This window comes from Sphingomonas hankookensis, assembly GCF_001619955.1.
In the GTDB taxonomy this organism is placed as follows: domain Bacteria; phylum Pseudomonadota; class Alphaproteobacteria; order Sphingomonadales; family Sphingomonadaceae; genus Sphingomonas; species Sphingomonas hankookensis_A.
Genome location: NZ_LQQO01000016.1, coordinates 1 through 19,518, shown reverse-complemented (window position 1 = coordinate 19,518; position 19,518 = coordinate 1). Strand labels below are relative to the sequence as shown.

The following is a 19,518-nucleotide window of genomic DNA, read 5'->3' as shown; positions in this document are numbered from 1 at the left end:
TCGTGGTCCCGGCGCAGGCCGGGACCCATGGATACGGGCCGTTCCGATATTTCGATGCCGCCCGTGTCCATGGATTCCGGCCTTCGCCGGAATGACGGATGCGATGGCGGTTCTGCAGTAGGACCATCATGCGCTATCTTCCCCTGACCCCGACCGACCGCGCGGACATGCTGTCCGTGATCGGTGCCGACAGCATCGACGACCTGTTCGTCGACGTTCCCGAATCCGCCCGGCTCGACGGGCCGGTGCCCGGTCTGCCCAACCATGCCAGCGAGCTGGCAGTCGAGCGGCATCTGTCGGCACTGGCGGCGAAGAATGTCGCGGCGGGGTCGGTGCCGTTCTTCCTCGGCTGTGGTGCGTATCGCCATCATGTGCCGGCCAGCGTCGACCACCTGATCCAGCGTGGCGAGTATCTGACCGCCTATACGCCCTACCAGCCGGAAATCGCCCAGGGCACGCTGCAGATGCTGTTCGAATTCCAGAGCCAGGTCGCCCGGCTGCTGGGCTGCGACGTGGCGAACGCGTCGATGTACGACGGCTCGACCGCGGCATGGGAAGCGGTGACCATGGCCCGCCGCGTGACGCGCAAGGCGAAGGCGGTGTTCTCGGGCGGGGTGCATCCGCATTACGTCTCGGTCGCCAGGACCATGGCGAAGTACACCGGCGACGTGCTGGACGTGACCGACCCGTGGCTGGTCGCCGAAACCGACGACGATCGGGTGATTGAAAAGATCGACGCCGATACGTCGTGCGTCGTCGTGCAGTATCCGGACATTCTGGGCCGTATCCCCGACCTGAAGCGCATCGCCGATGCGGCGCATGCGGTAAAGGCGCTGCTGATCGCGGTCGTGACCGAACCGGTCGCACTGGGCGCGATCGAGGCGCCGGGCCATCTGGGCGCCGACATCGTCGTGGGCGAAGGCCAGTCGCTCGGCGTAGGCCTCCAGTTCGGCGGTCCCTATGTCGGCCTGTTCGCCTGTTCGGAAAAGCTGGTGCGGCAGATGCCGGGGCGCCTCTGCGGCGAGACCGTCGATGCCGAGGGCAAGCGCGGCTTCGTGCTCACCCTGTCGACCCGCGAACAGCATATCCGCCGGGAAAAGGCGACGTCGAACATCTGCACCAATTCGGGGCTGTGTGCGCTCGCCTTCTCGATCCACCTGACGCTGCTCGGCGAAAAGGGGCTGCGGCAGCTGGCCGAGGTCAATTATGCCAAGGCCTGCGCGGCGGCCGATCGTCTGGCGCAGGTGCCGGGCGTCGAACTGGTCAACGACAGCTTCTTCAACGAATTCACGCTAAAGCTGCCGACCGAAGCGCGGCCGGTGGTGCGCGAACTGGCCGATCGCGGCGTGCTGGCCGGCGTGTCGCTCGGCCGGCTCTATCCGGGCGACGAGGGGCTGGCCAACGGTCTGGTCGTGGCGGTCACCGAAACCGTGACCGAGGAAGATATCGAGGCGCTTGCCGTAGCGCTGACGGAGGTACTGGCATGAGCGTGAACCAGAGCGGCTGGCGTCCCGAAATGGGCGATGCTTCGCAGGCAGCACAGGCGACCTTTACCGGCAACCGCGCGCTGATGCTGGAAGAGGCGCTGATCTTCGAGATCGGATCGACCGAAACCACCGGCGTCGACATCGATGCAGCGCCCAAGGTTGCCTCGCGTCTCGGCAACCATGCCCGCAAGGGCGCGATCGGTCTGCCCGGCCTGTCGGAACCGGAGGCGGTGCGCCACTATACCCGCCTGTCGCGGCAGAATTACGCCATCGACCTCGGCCTGTTCCCGCTGGGGTCGTGCACGATGAAGCACAATCCGCGCCTGAACGAACGCATGGCGCGGCTGCCGGGCTTCGCCGATCTGCACCCGCTGGGGCCGATCGACACGGTGCAGGGCGCGCTGGAGCTGATCCATCAGCTGGCACACTGGCTGGTCACGCTGACCAACATGGATTCGGTCGCCATGTCGCCCAAGGCGGGCGCGCATGGCGAACTGTGCGGTATCCTCGCGATCAAGGCGGCGCTGGAAAAGCGCGGCGAGGGTCATCGCAAGGTCATCCTCGTCCCTGAATCGGCGCACGGCACCAATCCGGCGACGGCGGCGTTTGCCGGCTTCACCGTGAAGGCGATCCCCGCCACCGCCGAAGGGCGCATCGATACGCAGGCGCTGAAGGACCGGCTGGGTCCGGACGTTGCCGGCGTTATGATCACCAACCCCAACACCTGCGGTCTGTTCGAGCGCGACCTGAAGGAAATTTCCGACGCGGTGCATGCGGCGGGCGGCTATGTCTATTGCGACGGTGCGAACTTCAACGCGATCGTCGGCCGGGTGCGGCCGGGCGATCTCGGCGTCGATGCGATGCATATCAACCTGCACAAGACCTTCTCCACCCCGCATGGTGGCGGCGGTCCGGGTTCGGGTCCGGTGGTGTTCTCGAAGGCGCTGACCCCCTTCGCGCCGCTGCCGTTCGTCGAGAAGCAGGGCGACCGCTTCGTGCTGGTCGAAGAGGAAACCGCCGGCGAGCATCACGCCGACAGCTTCGGCCGAATGGTCGCATTCCATGGCCAGATGGGCATGTTCACCCGCGCGCTGAGCTACATCCTCAGCCACGGCGCCGACGGCCTGAAACAAGTTGCCGAAGACGCGGTACTCAACGCCAATTACGTCCTCCGCAGCCTCGACGACACGCTCGACGCGCCGTTCGGCGACAGCGGCCCGTGCATGCATGAAGCGCTGTTCAGCGATGCGAACCTTGCCGAGGGCTTCTCGACGCTGGACGTCGCCAAGGGGCTGATCGACGAGGGCTATCACCCGATGACGGTCTATTTCCCGCTGGTCGTCCACGGCGCGATGCTGGTCGAACCGACCGAAACCGAGAGCAAGGCGGCCCTCGACCAGTTCATCGGTGCGCTGAAGTCGGTCGGCGAACGCGCCAAGGCGGGCGATGCCGCGCTCAAGTCCGCGCCGCACTTCGCCCCGCGTCGTCGCCTCGACGAAACGCTGGCGGCACGCAAGCCGGTGCTGGCGTGGAAGGACAGCGTCGCGCCGGTGGCGGAAGCGGCCGAATGATCGCCGCCGTCCCGCCCGGTCACCGGGCGGGACGATAGCGCCAGCGTCAGAGGATCGCTTCGCGCAGGCGCGGGGCCGGTTTCGCCCGGGCCCGCGCCGCATCGCACACCCGCCCGACCACGACCGCCAGCGCCATCATCGCGGCGAGCGCGACCAGTTGCGCGATATCGGCGCCGATGCCTGCCGCCTGCAGCCGGGCGATGATCGCATAGCCGATCACGGCATGGACGAGATAGAGCGGGTAGGAGATCGCGCCGAGCCACAATAATAGCGGATGGTCGAGGCCGCGGAGCCGTCCGGTTGCAATCCCGAGGAACAGCGCCATCATCGCGATCAACAGCAGCGTGGCGTGCAGACCACCGGTCAATGCCTGTACGCCCAGCATCGCCGCCGCCAGCAACCGCTGATCCTGCCAGCGAACCGTACCGCGCCAGACGGGATAGGCGATCAGCCCGACCGAGAACCAGATGCAATGTTCGGTCAGCAGGACGAACTGCAGCCAGCCCGGCGTCGGCAGCAGCCAGCACACCAACCGGACCGCGAGCCATCCGAGGACGAGCCGCTCGATCGACCGCAGCGCGCCGATCCGCCACATGATTGCGATCAGGGCGTAGAAGATGACCTCCACATTGAGCGTCCAATAGACGCCGTCGACCATCGGCACCCCGGTCAGCTTCTGCATCAGCGGCAGGTTCGCCAGCCATTCGAGCGGAGTGACTGCCAGCCGCGCCGGTCGGAACGTCCATGCGACGATGCCGGTCAGTATCATCGCCAGCCAATATTCGGGCAGCAAGCGCCGGGCACGGGCCTGCGCGAACGCCCCCAGGGTCGGCGTCCGTTCGAGCGTGGCCAGCATCGCGAAGGCTGAAATGGCGAAGAACAGCTTCACGCCGTCATCGCCCCAACGCAGTTGCAGGTGCGGCAGCGCTGTCCCCGGCACCATGAACTGGATGAAATAGCTGTAGTGGTACAGCACGACCGCCAGCGCCGCGAGGCCACGCAAGGCGTCCAGCTCCCGCAGCCGGTCGGCGGGGCGGCGGGGGGCGGTTCCTACCATTCGCCCGATGTGCGGCCACCGGAGTCAAAACCGCGTTAATCGTCGCGCCGTGGCTCCGCACGGCACCTTCCGCGGCGGCGTGGCGACGCATTGCCTGACGGAACCTTGTCCGATGCGACCGGTTGCCATCGGTACATGACCGAAACATCCACCCCCGCCGACGCGGCGACCGAGGAAGAGCGCAAGGTCGCGCTGGATCCCGAACAGGAAGAGGTGGTCGACGATCGCCGTGCCGCCTCCGCGCTGATCGTGCACGAAGTGGTCCGGCGACAGGGGATCGAGGAACTCGAACGGCCCGCCGCGTCGCTGATGTGGTCGGGCATCACCGCCGGTATCGCCATCGGCCTGTCGCTGCTGGGCAAGGCGGTGATGGAAACCGCTGTCCCCGCCGGCCCATGGACGCCGCTGCTCCAGGCGCTCGGCTATGCGATCGGCTTCGTCGTGGTGATCTTGGGGCGGATGCAGCTGTTCACGGAGAGCACGTTGTCGGCGGTCCTGCCGCTCGCGACCGATCCGTCGGTGCGCAACCTGGCGCGAACGCTGCGCCTGTGGGGCATCGTGCTGTTCGCCAATCTGATCGGCACCTTCGCCTTTGCCGGTTTCGCCATGCTCGGCGGGCTGGGGTCGGAACAGGCAGCCGAATTGCTCGAGGTAAGCGGGGTCGTGCTGAAGCATGTCGGGATGGAAGGGTTCCTGGCCGGCATCCCTTCCGGCATCCTGCTGGCCAGCGTGGTGTGGACCTTGCCAAGCGTCGAAGGGCAAAAAGTGACGCTGATCGTGCTGCTGACCGGGTTGATCGATCTGGGCGGCTTTGCCCATGTCGTCGCCGGGTCGGCGGAGATGTGGGTGCTGGTGCTGCACGGCGACATGGGCGCGGGACAGGCGCTGGCGTTCTTCGTTCCGGTACTGCTCGGCAATATCGTCGGCGGCAGCGTGCTGTTCGCGCTATTGGCCCACGCACAGGTACGGGGCGAAATCGAGGAAGATTGAACTCAGTCCTCCTCGACCATCGCGCGGACCTTTTGCCGCCCCAGCCGGTGCTCGCGCCATACGATGAACAGGCCGCTGGCGATGATGATCGGCGCACCGACCCAGGTCATCGGCGTCGGCAGCACGCCGAACAACAGCCAGCCATAGACCGTCGCCCATAGCAGGCCGGAATAGTCCATCGGCACGACGACCGCGACCGGCGCGGCGCGCGATGCGGCGGTCAGCGCGATCTGCCCCATGCCACCGACCATGCCGATCGCGACCAGGTTGGCCCAGGTCAGCCAGTCGTGCGAGCGGATGTCGAAGGCATAGGCGGTGGCGATGAACGGCAGGGTCAGCGTGGAAAACCAGAAGACGGTCGTCCCCGCCGGCTCGTCGCGCAGCTGGCGCAGCGCGATCGCGACGAGGGCGACGAACAGCGCCGCCATGAGCCCGACGAACGCCCCGAACAGCGGCACGTGCGAACTGCCCGGTTGCGACACGACCAGCACGCCGACGAAGCCGACCAGCACTGCGCTCCACCGCTGCCAGCCCGTCCGCTCTCGCAGCACCAGCGCGCCGAGCAAGGTCGCAAAGATCGGCACGGTGAACTGGAACGTGGTCGCCTCCGCCAGCGGCAGCAGCAGCACCGCGCCGAAGGTAAAGACCATGCCGACCAGTCCGATCATCGATCGGGTCAGATGCCCCTTGAACCGCGTGGTGCGAAGCGACCGCAGCCCCGGACCTGCCGCGACGAAGCCCAGCACGATCGGCAACGCGCAGAGCTGGCGATAGAACATGGTTTCGGGCAGCGACGCGCCGCGCGTCTCGGCCAGCTTCACCAGTGCCGACATGGTGGACAGGAAGAAGATCGCGAGCAGGCGGAGCGCCAACCCCGTCAGGATACGGTCGCCGGGCATGGGGGGGCACCTACAGGCTGTAGCGCGCCGACGCCACCCCGCGCGCGTGCCCGCGAAAGTTGCGAAGGTTGCGCAAAGTCGACCGCGAAGGAATCGCTAACCATGACGCCGTGGTGGAGGGCGGCAGCCCGCCACGGCCATCGCCATGACACGTCGACTGCGGAAGTTGACGCCGCCGTGTCGTGCGGCGCCGCGCAAGGAATGCGGTGCTACCGCATGGCGACCGTGGATCGCCGGAGCGAAGCGTATGAAATACAATGATATTAGTCGAACTGCGGGGGCAAAGTCCTTTCCCGCCCAGCGGATCGTTCGTCCCGCGGTGCCGGTGCGCCCGCGCGCGACGTTGCTGTTCTGGCTCGCCATCGCCGTCCTGCCATGGCTGGTGATCGCCGCGATCCTGTTGGCGGGCGATTGAGCGCGTATCCCCGCTTGGCGAACGGCCCCGTTTGCCGCTATCGCGCGGTCCCATGAAGCACGCTCTCAACGTCACGCGCGAACAGGATTTCGCCGCCTGGTATCAAGCCGTCATCACCGAGGCCGATCTGGCCGAGGAATCCGGGGTGCGCGGGTGCATGGTCATCCGGCCCTGGGGCTATGGCATCTGGGAGCGGATCCAGCGGCTGCTCGACGACCGGATCAAGGCGACGGGGCATGAGAATTGCTATTTCCCGCTGTTCATCCCGCTGTCCTATTTCGAAAAGGAGGCCGAGCATGTCGACGGCTTCGCCAAGGAAATGGCGGTGGTCACCCATCACCGGCTGGTCGCGGACGGCAAGGGCGGGCTGACCCCCGATCCCGAAGCGAAGCTGGAGGAGCCACTGGTCGTGCGCCCGACCAGCGAGACGGTGATCGGCACCGCCTTTTCACGCTGGGTGCAGTCGTGGCGCGACCTGCCGGTGCTGATCAACCAGTGGGCGAACGTCGTGCGCTGGGAAATGCGCACCCGCATGTTCCTGCGCACCGCCGAGTTCCTGTGGCAGGAAGGGCATACCGCGCACGCCACGGCGGAAGAGGCGCAGGGCGAGACGCTGAAAATGCTCGAAGTCTATCGCGAGTTCGCCGAAACGTGTCTCGGCCTGCACGTGATCGCGGGCGAGAAGCCGGAGAATGAACGCTTCCCCGGCGCGGTCGCGACCTACAGCATCGAGGCGATGATGCAGGACGGGAAGGCGTTGCAGGCGGGCACGTCGCACTTCCTCGGCACCAACTTCGCGCATGCGCAGAACATCCGGTTCCAGAATGCCGAGGGCCAGTTCGAACACGCCAACACGACGAGCTGGGGCGTGTCGACGCGGATGATCGGCGGCGTCATCATGGTCCATGGCGACGATGACGGCCTGCGCGTGCCGCCCGCGATCGCGCCGTGGCAGGTGGTGATCGTGCCGATGCTGCGCGATGCGCCCGAGGACGAACCGCTGATCGCCTATTGCCGCGAGTTGCAGGCGTCGCTGGCCAGGCAGACCGCGCTCGGCGAACCGGTCCGCGCGCTGCTCGACCTGAAACCGGCCAAGGCCGCCAACAAGCGCTGGGGCTGGGTGAAGAAGGGCGCGCCGGTGATCATCGAGGTCGGCGGGCGCGACATGGCCGGCGGCAATGTGTCGGTCGTGCGGCGTGACCGGCTGTATCGTGGCGATGGCAAGCTCGACAGCGCGGTCGTCGCGAAGGACGATTTCGTGGGCGAGGTCGGCGCGACGCTGGCCGATATCCAGGCGGCGCTGCTGGCGCAGTCGACCGAGAAGTTGCGTGCCGCCATCGTGCCGGTCGAGGACTGGGCGGGGGTCGAGGCGCATTTCGCGTCGGGCGTGAAGAACCCCGGCTGGGTCGATGTCCGCTGGTCGAAGCCGACCGGCGATGCGCTGGAGGCGGTGGTGCAGCGGTTGAAGGGGCTGAAGCTGACGATCCGTAATGCGCCGTTGGGGCAGACCGGGTGTGACGATGGCCCGTGCGTGTTCACCGGTGCGCCGGCGGTGGAGCGGGTGCTGATCGGGCGGGCGTACTGACGCCGGCCCCAACGTCACCCCGGACTTGATCCGGGGTCCCGCTTCTTCTCAACCGCTGGCAAGAAAGCGGGACCCCGGGTCAAGCCCGGGGTGACGATTGGGTAAGGGGCACGTTGTGGCAACCAGCCGGTAGAAACCATGCGTATCCCCGCGCAGGCGGGGATCCAGAGTCACGAACGGTAGCGCTTGTAACCCTGGACCCCCGCCTGCGCGGGGGTACGGCTCGGCCGGCAAGTCACAGAAGCTGCACCTCGCCTGGACCCCCGCCTGCGCGGGGGTACGGCCCTCGATTGGGTGGGTGGATCCGCGCACTGACGTGGACCCCCGCCTGCGCGGGGGTACGGCTTATCGTCTGGTAACAGCCTCCGTTCAACCGTACCCCGGCGAAGGCCGGGGTCCAGTTACGGAATGGTTGCCATAAACTCGCTGACGTCCCCCAACTGGACCCCGGCCTCCGCCGGGGTACGGTTCGAGTAGGTCAGGACGCGACCCTCAATCCTTCAGCTTCCCCGGCACCTGCCCACCGGCCTTGCCGAGTTCCTGCAACACCGCGCGGTGCAGCCAGATATTCATCTCGGCGCTGCCGTCCTTCGCGCCGGTATAGCCCAATTCGGTCGCCAGCTCCTTGCGGTTGTCGAGGCTGGAATCGAGGTCGAGCAGCTTCATCAGGTCGACAATCGACGTCCGCCAGTTGAGCGGCGGATTGCCCTTCTGCGCCGCGATGCGTTCGATCGCGGTCATCGGGTCGACCGGCTGGGGCGCGGCGGGGGTCGCCGGTGCGGCAGGGGCCGCGGGTGCAGGGGCAGCGGGCGCAGGCGCGTGCTGCGCGGGGGCGGGTGCTGGCGTCGGCTGCGGCGCGGGGGCGTCCTTCTTCTGCCCGAAATAATTGTCGCCGAACGGGCCGCCGTCCTTGCCGAAGATCTGCGTCTTGATGCGTTCGAAAATGCCCATGGTCGTCTCCATTCCGGGTGGATCGAACCCCAACGGGCAGGCGGCGGATCGGCTCCCTGACGATACGCCATTGGTCTGACGGGCAGGGCACTCTATGTCATGGCCGATGGTACGCACCAAAACGCCGCCCGGCCTGCCCACGCGTGAGCAGATTATCGATTTCATCCAGACGTCGGATACCCCGGCGGGCAAGCGCGAGATCGCGCGCGCCTTCGGCCTGTCGGCGCAGCAGAAGATTTCGTTGAAGGCGCTGTTGAAGGACATGGCCGACGAGGGGCTGATCGACAGCGCGCCCGGCCGTGCCTTTCACAAGATGGGCGGCCTGCCCAAGGTGACGGTGCTGCGCGTCGCCGATGTCGATGACGGCGGCAATGTCTGGGCGGTGCCCGAACGCTGGGAGGCGGAGACGCCGCCGCCGCGCGTCCGCGTGCGTGAGCGCGGCCGGCGCAGCGCGCTGGGCATCGGCGACCGCATCCTCGCGCGGACGGAGGAGGCGGGGAACGGCTGGGCCGCGTACCCGATGAAGAAGCTCGACCGCGCGGCCGAAGCGGTGCTGGGCGTGCTGCGCGCCGAGGGCGACAAGCTATGGCTGCAGGGCGTCGACAAGAAGGAACGCCGTGAGGTGCCGGTGTCCGACGCCGGCGGTGCGGCGCCCGGCGACCTTGTTCTGGCGGCGATGGCCGGCCGCCCGCCACGTATCACCGCGCGGGTGGTCGAACGGCTGGGCGATCCGTTCGAGGCGCGCAGCTTCTCACTGATTGCGATCCACAAGCACGGCATTCCCGACGTGTTTTCGGAGGAGGTGCTGGCGGAGGCGCGGAAGGTGGCGGGATATCCGATCAGATCCTCTCCTCCCCGCGAAGCGGGGAGGATTTCGGGCCGTGAAGACCTGCGTCACCTTCCCATCGTCGCGATCGATCCGATCGACGCGCGCGACCATGACGATGCGGTGTGGGCGAAGGCCGACGACAGCGAAGACAACGCAGGCGGCTGGCAGGCGATCGTCGCCATTGCCGACGTGTCCTTCTATGTCCGCCCCGGCTCCGAACTCGACAAGTCGGCGCGCTCGCGTGGCAACAGCGTGTATTTCCCCGACCGGGTCGTGCCGATGCTGCCCGAAATCCTGTCGGCCGACGTCTGTTCGCTGAAGGCCGGACAGGACCGTGCGGCGCTGGTCTGCCACCTGACCATCGCGAAGGACGGGACGCTCAGGAAATGGCGCTTCACCCGCGCGGTGATCCGGGTTGCCGCCAACATCGCCTATGAACATGCGCAGGCCGCGATCGACGGCGCGGCGGACGCCCCGGTGCCGGCCGAACTGGTCGAGAACGCGCTGAAACCGCTCTGGGCGTGCTGGGCGGCGCTGGCGAAGGCACGGGCGAAGCGCGAGCCGCTCGACCTCGACCTGCCCGAACGGCGCATCGTGCTGGACGAGAAGGGCCGCATCCTCTCGGTCGCCCCGCGCGAACGGCTCGATTCGATGCGGCTGATCGAGGATTACATGATCGCCGCCAATGTCGCGGCGGCCAAGGCGCTGGAGGCGAAGAAGGCGCCGGTCATGTACCGCGTCCACGAACCGCCGACGCGCGAGAAGCTGGTGGCGCTGAAGGACTATCTCGAAACCTTCGACGTGCCGTTCGCGCTGGGGCAGGTGATCCGCCCCGCGACGTTCAACCATGTCCTCGACCGGATCGGCGAGGCCGATTTCCGACCGCAGGTGATGGAGCAGATTCTCCGCACCCAGACGCAGGCGTTCTACGGTCCGCAGAATCATGGCCATTTCGGGCTTGGTCTCGGCAGCTATGCCCACTTCACGTCGCCGATCCGCCGCTATGCCGATCTGATCGTCCATCGCTCGCTGGTCGGCAGCTATGGCCTGGGCGAAGGGGCGCTGCCCGCCGACGACGCCGCGAACATGGAACGGGTGGGCGAGGCGATCAGCGGCCTCGAGCGCCGCGCGATGGAGGCGGAGCGCGAGACCGTCGACCGTTATGTCGCCGCGTACCTCGCCGAACATGTCGGCACGGTGATGGAGGCGCGGATCACCGGCGTCGCCAGCTTCGGCTTCTTCGCCACGGTCGAGGGGGTGGGCGGCGACGGCCTGGTCCCCGCGCGCGACCTGGGCACCGAATATTTCCGGTTCGACGAAAGCTCGCAATCGCTGATCGGCGACCAGAGCGGCGAGACCTTCGCCGCCGGACAGCGGCTGCAACTGCGGCTGGCTGAGGCCAATCCGGTATCGGGTGCGCTGCGCTTCGAACTGCCCGATGGCAAGGGGTCGGCGGGGAGCGACCGGCGCAAGGGACCGCCGCAGCGCATGTTGAAACGCCGCGGGCGTCCGGCCAATATCCGCCATCAGGGCCGCAAGCGATGAACGTCGCGGTGCAGGACGTCCCGGCGCGCAACCGTCGCGGCCGGTTCCGCCGCTGGTGGCGGATCAACGTCATCGGATCGGTCGATCACGATGCGGTGCTGCGCCAGGTGGCCGAGGAGGCGGGCTGGTCGCCGCGCTATGGGTTGATGATCGTGCTGTCGATGGCGCTGTCGCTGCTGGGGCTGTTGATGCCGTCGGTCGCGGTGCTGATCGGCGCGATGCTGATCTCGCCGCTGATGATGCCGATCATTGGCCTCGGCTTCGGTATCGCGGTGCTCGACGTGCCCGACATCCGCAAGTCGCTGATCGCGCTGGCGATCGGGGCGGGGCTGGCGGTCGGGCTGTCGGCGCTGCTGGTCGCGCTGTCGCCGATCCAGACGATCACGACCGAGATTGCCGGGCGGACGCGGCCGACGCTGTTCGACCTGCTCGTCGCGTTCCTGTCGGCCATCGCCGGTGCCTATGCATTGATCCGCGGGCGTGGGGCGACGGTGGTCGGGGTCGCGATCGCCATCGCGCTGATGCCGCCTTTGTGCGTCGTCGGCTTCGGCATCGCGACCGATAATGCGACGGTGGCGGGCGGGGCGCTGCTGCTGTTCTTCACCAACCTCATCACCATCGCGCTGACCGCCGCCGCGATGGCGCGGATCTACGGCTTTGGCCGGCACCTGACGCCGCGCAACACCACGTTCCAGATCGTGCTGTTCGTCGGCGCGATGCTGGCGCTGTCGGTGCCGCTGGTCGCGGCGTTGCGCCAGATCGCGTTCGAGTCGGTCGCGCAGCGACAGGTGCGCAGCGCGATCCTGTCGCGCTTTCCGGGCGAAGCGCGGCTCAGCCAGCTCGAAATCACCTATGACCGGAGCGCTGTGCGGGTGCGTGCGGTGGTGCTGACGCCGAAGCTCGACCCGCAGGCCGATGGCGCGCTCGCCGCGCAACTGGGGCAGCGGCTGGACCGGCGGCTCGACCTGCATGTCGACCAGATCCGCAGCTCGATGGACCAGCAGGCGACCGAGGCGGCGCAGATCGCCAAGGTCAACGAACGTGCCGGCGCGACCTTCGGCCCGGTGCGCGACCGGATCATGGCGCAGGTGGCGCTGGTCACCGGTGCGGCGGTCGATGCGATGCAGGTCGATGACGCCGGCCGCAGCGTCCGCGCGGTCGCCGCAGAGCTGCCGGGTTTGCCGCCGCGCGGCTATCGCGCGATCGAGGCGCGCGCCCGCGCCGCCGCGCCGGGTTGGCAGGTCGAGGTCGTGCCACCGATCGCCGGCGATGCGCCGCCGCCGATCGCCTATCAGGCCGGCGTGGCCGATGCCCGCGCGCTGGACGACGCGGCATGGCTGTCGGCGCGGTTGAACCGGGGGATCGTCGTCAGCGGCGGCACGACCGCGCAGCGCGACGCGCTGGTCGCCGGGATCGGCGCGCGCGGTGGCCGGGCGGTGGCGGGCGCGCCGGCCGGAGCATTGTCGCTGGCATGGGAACCGGTCGCGAGCGAATGACCGGCGGTGGTTTCTTCCAGGAAAACGATCATTGTCATCTCGCTGTCACGCCCGGTTAGCGCCTGATTCACCGGGCGCACCTATCGCTTGCCAGGCAATGGTTCAGCATACCCGCCTCGACCCGGCTTTGATGGCCGATCATCTGACGATCGGTCATGACGCGACCCTGACGCAGGTCGTCGACCGGTTCCGGCGCCATCATGACCTGCGCCTGCTGGCGGTGCTCGACGAACGGCGGCAGCCGGTGGGGGTGCTGCGCGAGCTGGATGTGCGCGAACTGCTGTTCAACCCGTTCGGCCATGCCCTGCTGCGCAACCCCAGTTTCGGCGATGCCATCGCGCAGCTGATCCGCCCGGCGACCGTCACCGATCACGACACGCCGCTGCCCGATCTGCTGGCGATGCACAGCGACCGGGGCGTCGTGCTGGTGCAGCACGGGACGTTCCTCGCGCTGCTCGATCCCGAACAGCTGTTGCGCATGGCCAGCCGCTGGCATGGCGACGCATCGGCGCTGGCGCAGGCGCGGTCGCAGCGGGTCCATGCCGCCGCCAATGCGTTCGAGGCGGGGATCAAGGCGCTGGCGAACGATATCGGCACCGCCTGCAGCGCGATCGGCCGGGTCGCCGCCGAGCTGGACCAGCGTGCCACCACGACCCATGGCAGCGCCGCATCGGTCGCCGCCGCCGCGCACCAGACGGCGGTCGGCATGGTCGATATCGAACAGCGCGGCCGGGCGCTGGCCCAGTCGATCGAACGCATTACCCGCGACGCGGGCGAGGCGCTGCGCCTGCGCGAACAGGCGAGCGCGGCGGTCGAGCGCACCGGCACGCAGGTCCGATCGCTGTCCGACGTGGCGACCACGATCGAGGAAATGCTGGCGCTGATCCGCGGCCTTGCCAAGCAGACCAACCTGCTGGCGCTGAATGCCGGGATCGAGGCGGCGCGCGCCGGGGCGGCCGGCACGGGCTTCGCGGTCGTCGCGGGCGAGGTGAAGTCGCTGGCGCGTCAGACCGAAGCGGCGGCGGGCGATATCGCACGCCGGGTGGATGCGGTCCACCTGCTGCTGGGTGACGTGGGGCAGGGGCAGGCGGCGGTGCAGAGCGCCATCGCGGCGATCGGCCAGATCACCACGACCATCGGCACGGCCGTCGCCGCCGAGCGCAGGACCACCCAGGCGATCGCCGAACGGGTCGAGGAAGCGCGCGGGGCGGGCGCCGACATCGACGCCAGGGCCGGGGCGATCGCCGCGGCGGCGGACGGCATCGGCGACCGGGCGGGCATGCTCACGCGGCTGGTGGAGGGACTGTCGGGGCTCAGCCGGCAGTTGCAGGGGCGGGCGAGCGAATTGGTGTCGGCGGTGGCGTGAGGGGGCTACCCTCCTCTCCCGTTTGCTTCGAGCGCAGGTTCGAGCCTGTCGAGAACCGAAGTCGAGAAGGGGTTGCCCCAAACTCAGGGTTCTCGACGGACGCTTCTCGACAAGCTCGAAGCTGCTCGAACCGAACGGTTGAGGTGGGAATGCAGCGCTCCAACCCGGCCGTCAGCCCGGACTCGATCCGGGGTTCCGCCTTATTTCCGGCGGTCGGGAAGAAGCGGGACCCCGGATCAAGTCCGGGGTGATGAAGAGGAGCGTAGCGCCGCTACCTTACCCTCACCCTGCCTCTTGAAACTGCAGATTCGCCAACCGCGCATACAGCCCGCCTTGCGCGATCAACTCGCCATGTCGGCCGCTCTCGACGATCCGACCCTGATCCATCACGATGATCCGCGACGCCGCGCGTACCGTCGCCAGCCGGTGCGCGATGACGAGGGTCGTCCGGTTCGCCATCAGCCGGTCGAGCGCATCCTGCACCAGCCGCTCGCTCTCGGCATCGAGCGCCGAGGTCGCTTCGTCCAGCAACAGGATCGGCGCGTCGCGCAGCAGCGCGCGGGCGATCGCCACCCGCTGCCGCTGGCCCCCCGACAGCCGTGCCCCGCCTTCGCCCAGATAGGTGTCGAGACCGTCGGGCAAGTCGCGCAGAAACGCACTGGCATTGGCGGCATCGGCGGCGGCCCAGAGCTGTTCGTCGCTCGCATCCCAGCGGCCGTAGCGCAGATTGTCGCGGGCGGAGGCGGCGAAGATCACGGTTTCCTGCGGGACCATCGCGATCCGCGCGCGCACCGCCGCCGGATCTGCATCGCGAACATCGACGCCATCGACCGCGACGCGGCCGGCTTCTGGATCGTAGAAGCGTTGGATCAGCTGGAACAGCGTCGACTTGCCGGCACCCGACGGGCCCACCACCGCCACCGTCTCCCCCGGCGTCACGTCGAGCGTGAAATCGGTCAGCGCGGCGACTTCCGGGCGGGTCGGATAATGGAAGGTGACGCCTGCGAACGCCACCGCGCCGCGCGCCGGTTCGGGCAGCGCGACCGGATTGGCCGGCGCGGCGATGACCGGGCGTTGCGCCAACAGGTCGGCCAGCCGCCCGGCGGCACCCGATGCACGCAGCAAATCGCCATAGACTTCGGTCAGCGCGCCGAACGACCCGGTCACCAGCGCAGCGGTCAGCACGAAGGCGGTGATCGCGCCGCCGGTCGTCCGCCCCGCCGCGACGTCGCTGACCGCATCCCACATGATGAGGGTGATCGCGGCGAACAACATGCCGATGACGAAGGCGGTCATGATCGCCCGCGTCGCGAACCGTTTCTTGGCGGTGGCGAAGCCGCGATCAACCGCATCGGCGAAGCGTTCGCTCTCGCGGCGTTCCTGCCCGAACGCCTGCACGATCTTCATCGCGCCCAGCGTCTCCGACGCGACCGTCCCGATGTCGGCGATCCGGTCCTGGCTGCTGCGCGACAATTTGCGCACCCGCCCGCCCAGCCACATGATCGGCAGCACGATCACCGGGATGCCGACGATCAGGTAGAGCGTCAGCTTGGGTTGCAGGCTGAAGAGATAGATGACCCCGCCGACGCCGACCAGCAGGTTGCGCAGCGCGACCGATACGGTGGTGCTGACGATCCCCTCGACGATCGCGGTGTCGGCGGTCAGGCGCGACGCGATCTCGGACGGGCGGTTTTCCTCGAACCAGCCGGGCGACAGTGTCAGCAGGTTGCGATGCACCGCCAGCCGCAGATCGGCGACGGTCCGTTCGCCCAGCCACGACACGAAATAGAACCGCCCGGCGGTCGCGATCGCCAGCACGACGACGACGCCCAGCAGCCCTTCGAAATAGACGCCGATCTCGCTGACGCTCGCCCCTTCGGCAAAGCCGTTGTCGACCACCTTCTGAAAGGTGCGCGGGATCCACAATGTCGCGACCGCGGCGGTGACCAGCGACACCAGCGCGCCGACCAGTTGCAGCTTGTAGCGGATGGTGAAGCGCCAGATCAGCCGGAGCGCCGGCAGCATCTTCGCACGATCGGGGGCAGGGGGCGTGTCGGCCATGGCGCTGCCTAGCGCCTGGGGCGGGCGACCGCAAAGGGAACCTCCGACCCCGTCATTGCTTCAACGTATCGAAGGGACGCGATGATGTGTCCACGCATGCGCTTTCAGCGCAGGGACAGATTTGGCGTGCGACGTTCGAAGCGTTGCCGATGGCAACGAATCGCTATATTTTCACTGGTACGGGTAGTCCCCGTCAGAGAAGGTCCGGGGATGCCCATGTTGTACGACGCTTATGAATGGCAACGCTCGCTGCTGGCCGGGGCCAGCGCGATGGCGAATTTCAGCGCGGGGCTGTTGCAGAACCCCAGCAATCCGTTCGCCTATTTCGGTGGTGGCCCGGTGCTGGGATCGGCGTTGCAGGTGTTCGCCCATGCCGCCGCGCCGCGCGGCAAGCCGGCCTTCGGCCTCACCACCACGACGATCGACAGCAAGCCGGTGGCGGTGCGCGAGGAGATCGTGCTGCGCCGCCCGTTCGGGCAGCTCAAGCGCTTCGTCCGCGAAGGGGTGGAGGGCAGCCCCAAGCTGCTGATCGTCGCGCCGATGAGCGGCCATTATGCGACGCTGCTGCGCGGCACGGTCGAACGCATGCTCCCCTTCGCCGATGTCTACATCACCGACTGGCGCGATGCGAAGCTGGTGCCGGTCGGCGACGGCAGCTTCGACCTCGACGACTATATCGACTATGTCATCGCCTTCCTCGAAAAGATCGGCGAGACGGGCGATGCCCGCGCGCATGTGCTGGCGGTGTGCCAGCCCTCGGTCCCGGTCTATGCCGCGACCGCGCTGATGGGGGCGGACGAGCATCCCAACCGGCCGCGCACGCTGACCATGATGGGCGGGCCGATCGACACGCGGCAGGCGCCGACCGCGGTCAACATTCTGGCGACCGAACGGCCGCACGCGTGGTTCGAACAGAATGTCATCGCGACCGTGCCGATGACTTATCCCGGTGCCGGTCGCCGCGTCTATCCGGGCTTCCTGCAGCTGGCCGGCTTCATGAGCATGAACCTGGGCAGCCACATGATCTCGCACTGGGAGATGTTCAAGCATCTGGTGCAGGGTGATGGCGAAGGCGCGGGCGCGACCCAGCGTTTCTATGACGAATATCGCGCGGTGTGCGACATGACCGCCGAATTCTATCTCCAGACGATCGACCTGGTGTTCCAGACCCATGCCCTGCCCGAAGGAACGATGAAGCATCGCGGGCGGCCGGTCGATCCGGGCGCGATCACCGACACCGCGATCCTCGCGATCGAGGGCGAGCGCGACGATATTTCGGGATTGGGCCAGACCCGCGCCGCGCTGACGCTGGCGACCGCGCTGCCCGACGACATGAAGCAGTACCATATGGCGCCCGAGGTCGGCCATTACGGTATCTTCAACGGATCGAAATGGCGCAACCGCATCGCGCCGGTGCTGGAGGAATGGATCGCCCGCCACGACGGCTGATCCGTTAGTTCGGGTACAAGGAACGGGAAGGGCGGGGGCTGCAAGACCCCCGCCCTTCGTCCATTCAGACGTCGACGACGGCGTGGCTGCCGGCTTCGTCCCCGCCCTTGATCGTCTGGCCGGTGAACATCTTCAGCTTGCCGAGCAGCGACTGGTCGGTTTCCCACACCTCGGCATCGTCGAGGTCGAAGCGCAGCATCAGCAGCGACGGGTCCTGCCGGCCCTGTTCGTACCAAGCCTCGACCTGCTTCGACCAATATTTGTCGATGATGGCCGGATCGCTTTCCTCGGTCAGCGTGCCTGCGATGCAGGCGAACAGGTCGTGCCCCTTGGCGACGAACTGCACCATCGCCGGACCGCCCTCGGCTGCACGGTTGTCGCGCTTGGTATAGAACCAGAATTCGCTGTGCGCGTCCTCGTCCAGCACGGCGTACATCGGTTCGGCATGCTGGTGCTTGCCGGTCAGGCCCAGCATGACATAGGGGCTGGCCGCCATCGCCTTCCACATGGCGTCGCGGATTTCGGCGGGGCTCTTGTTCGACATGGATTTTCCTTCCTGGGTAGGTGACCCGACAACGACCCAGAACGCACAGGTTTCCCGCGAAGACGGCGCATGCAAATCCCATTGCGCAACGCGCCGGACTTCCCTAGTGCCTCCCCACCGCGCAACGCGCGGTCGCTGGGGCGTCGCCAAGCGGTAAGGCACCGGTTTTTGGTACCGGCATTCGTAGGTTCGAATCCTGCCGCCCCAGCCAATTTGCCATCTAAGTTATTGTTTTAGCGGCAGAAAATTGGTCTCAGCCACTGGATTGGGCCGGTGGGTGTGACGGCTCCATGTGGAGATGCCGTGCCTGCAATTCAAAATGTCGAGCGCAGAGGCGCCGTCTATTACTGGCGCCGTACCGTCCGTTTTCAGGTTGGTAAGCCTTTCACCCTACGCCTCAGCCTCCGAACTACCGCCCAGGCGGTGGCGCGCAGCATGGGGTGCGCGATGACCGCGAAGAGCGAGACTTTGAAAATGACCTTGGGCCAGGACGGCGGAGCCGCAAGCCTGACAACGACCCAAAAGGCCGGGATCTTCCGTAGGGCGATGGAGGAGATGCGCGACCATCTCGAGTTGGTCCACGTCGGATTCCAGCGTACTGATCCGAACGCCACCTTTTTGATCGAGGGCCTCGTCGGCATCTACGAAGCAATGCTCCGGGATTTCGTCGTGAATGGCGTCCCAACGAACGTCGGTAGTCGCGAGCATGTCGAGGCGCGATTTCCAAGCCTGACGGACGACCAGAAGGAGACACTGATCGACTTCTTTGCCGATCGACCAGACTGGCGTGACCGGTCCCTCGACAAGGCCGCGTGTGACCTTCGCGCGTCAGGCGTATGCGAAACCGCCGACAATCTCGACATTGCCCGGAAGGTCAATCTCGAAGGACGGCTCGCCGCCGCTCTTGAATATCGGCGGCGACTGGTCGATCCCGCAACGATGTGGACTGGCATGATCGACGATCGCGCCGCGTCTGGGCCGATGCCCTTCGCTGCGGTTGCCGCTGTACCCGCGGCCGTTGCTACCACGGCGCCGCCGCCGGAGTCCCAGGTCGCCGAGCCATGGGCATCGATGACGCCGACCCAAGCGGCGGAACGCTTCATCGCCGACAATCCCAAGATCGTTGGTGACGCGAGGCGGAAGGCGCGCTGGACCGCGAAGACCCGGACGCAATTCCTGTCAGCGGCGCGCCTGCTTGAAAAGAGCTATGGTGCCCGCCCGATACGGCTCGTCGTGCGGAAGTGTGGATCGGCGTGGAAAAGGGACCCCGGTA

At 67.4% G+C, this 19,518-nt stretch carries 14 protein-coding genes and 1 tRNA gene; 10 read left to right on the top strand and 5 right to left on the bottom strand.

Annotated elements, in window-relative coordinates:
- The first annotated feature begins 128 nt into the window (after window positions 1-128).
- The gene (gene gcvPA, locus AVT10_RS09520) at window positions 129-1,487 is read left to right on the top strand and encodes an aminomethyl-transferring glycine dehydrogenase subunit GcvPA (RefSeq protein ID WP_066690193.1); all 1,359 of its coding nucleotides are present in this window, start codon (window positions 129-131) and stop codon (window positions 1,485-1,487) included.
- The gene (gcvPB, locus tag AVT10_RS09515; RefSeq protein ID WP_066690191.1) at window positions 1,484-3,058 is read left to right on the top strand and encodes an aminomethyl-transferring glycine dehydrogenase subunit GcvPB; all 1,575 of its coding nucleotides are present in this window, start codon (window positions 1,484-1,486) and stop codon (window positions 3,056-3,058) included. The genes gcvPA and gcvPB overlap by 4 nt, the downstream gene beginning before the upstream one ends.
- Before the next feature lie 46 nt (window positions 3,059-3,104).
- On the opposite strand, the gene AVT10_RS09510 is transcribed toward gcvPB, so the two are convergent.
- Entirely contained in the window at window positions 3,105-4,115 is a 1,011-nt protein-coding gene (locus AVT10_RS09510; RefSeq protein ID WP_066690189.1) for an acyltransferase family protein, read from the bottom strand.
- 135 nt (window positions 4,116-4,250) lie between these two features.
- Here AVT10_RS09510 and AVT10_RS09505 point away from each other — a divergent pair, with 135 nt between their 5' ends.
- The gene (locus AVT10_RS09505; protein ID WP_084401542.1) at window positions 4,251-5,105 is read left to right on the top strand and encodes a formate/nitrite transporter family protein; all 855 of its coding nucleotides are present in this window, start codon (window positions 4,251-4,253) and stop codon (window positions 5,103-5,105) included.
- Between the two features lie 2 nt (window positions 5,106-5,107).
- Here AVT10_RS09505 and AVT10_RS09500 read toward each other — a convergent pair whose 3' ends face one another.
- Complete coding sequence (locus tag AVT10_RS09500) at window positions 5,108-6,004, bottom strand: DMT family transporter (protein WP_066690187.1); 897 nt, start codon at window positions 6,002-6,004, stop codon at window positions 5,108-5,110.
- 467 nt (window positions 6,005-6,471) lie between these two features.
- Here AVT10_RS09500 and AVT10_RS09495 point away from each other — a divergent pair, with 467 nt between their 5' ends.
- A complete protein-coding gene (locus AVT10_RS09495) occupies window positions 6,472-8,004 on the top strand; it encodes an aminoacyl--tRNA ligase-related protein (RefSeq protein ID WP_066690185.1) in 1,533 nt (510 codons plus the stop codon).
- Window positions 8,005-8,496: 492 nt separating this feature from the next.
- Here the strand turns inward: AVT10_RS09495 and AVT10_RS09490 are convergent, their stop codons facing one another.
- Complete coding sequence (locus tag AVT10_RS09490) at window positions 8,497-8,967, bottom strand: DUF3597 domain-containing protein (RefSeq protein WP_232307952.1); 471 nt, start codon at window positions 8,965-8,967, stop codon at window positions 8,497-8,499.
- Between the two features lie 94 nt (window positions 8,968-9,061).
- On the opposite strand from AVT10_RS09490, the gene AVT10_RS09485 reads away from it, so the two are divergent.
- The 3 genes from AVT10_RS09485 (at window position 9,062) to AVT10_RS09475 (ending at window position 14,191) form a co-directional block, all read left to right on the top strand.
- Window positions 9,062-11,329: a ribonuclease R family protein gene (locus tag AVT10_RS09485; RefSeq protein WP_066690183.1), complete on the top strand. Its 2,268-nt coding sequence runs from the start codon at window positions 9,062-9,064 to the stop codon at window positions 11,327-11,329.
- Window positions 11,326-12,825, top strand: coding sequence for a DUF389 domain-containing protein (locus AVT10_RS09480; RefSeq protein ID WP_066690181.1), 1,500 nt, complete (start codon window positions 11,326-11,328; stop codon window positions 12,823-12,825). Before AVT10_RS09485 ends, AVT10_RS09480 begins: the two co-directional genes overlap by 4 nt.
- A gap of 97 nt (window positions 12,826-12,922) precedes the next feature.
- Window positions 12,923-14,191: a methyl-accepting chemotaxis protein gene (locus AVT10_RS09475; protein ID WP_066690179.1), complete on the top strand. Its 1,269-nt coding sequence runs from the start codon at window positions 12,923-12,925 to the stop codon at window positions 14,189-14,191.
- 282 nt (window positions 14,192-14,473) lie between these two features.
- Here AVT10_RS09475 and AVT10_RS09470 read toward each other — a convergent pair whose 3' ends face one another.
- The gene (locus tag AVT10_RS09470) at window positions 14,474-16,252 is read right to left on the bottom strand and encodes an ABC transporter transmembrane domain-containing protein (RefSeq protein WP_066690177.1); all 1,779 of its coding nucleotides are present in this window, start codon (window positions 16,250-16,252) and stop codon (window positions 14,474-14,476) included.
- A 216-nt stretch (window positions 16,253-16,468) separates the two neighbouring features.
- Here AVT10_RS09470 and AVT10_RS09465 point away from each other — a divergent pair, with 216 nt between their 5' ends.
- Window positions 16,469-17,701 carry a polyhydroxyalkanoate depolymerase gene (locus AVT10_RS09465; protein ID WP_066690175.1) on the top strand — a complete coding sequence of 411 codons (1,233 nt, stop codon included), beginning with the start codon at window positions 16,469-16,471 and terminating at the stop codon, window positions 17,699-17,701.
- Between the two features lie 64 nt (window positions 17,702-17,765).
- Here the strand turns inward: AVT10_RS09465 and AVT10_RS09460 are convergent, their stop codons facing one another.
- Window positions 17,766-18,245 carry a pyridoxamine 5'-phosphate oxidase family protein gene (locus tag AVT10_RS09460; protein ID WP_066690172.1) on the bottom strand — a complete coding sequence of 160 codons (480 nt, stop codon included), beginning with the start codon at window positions 18,243-18,245 and terminating at the stop codon, window positions 17,766-17,768.
- A 136-nt stretch (window positions 18,246-18,381) separates the two neighbouring features.
- Between AVT10_RS09460 and AVT10_RS09455 the strand changes: the two genes are divergently transcribed.
- Window positions 18,382-18,456: transfer RNA gene (locus AVT10_RS09455), tRNA-Gln, on the top strand.
- Window positions 18,457-18,692: 236 nt separating this feature from the next.
- A partial coding sequence (locus AVT10_RS09450; protein ID WP_157092728.1) for a hypothetical protein occupies window positions 18,693-19,518 on the top strand: 826 nt, incomplete at its 3' end.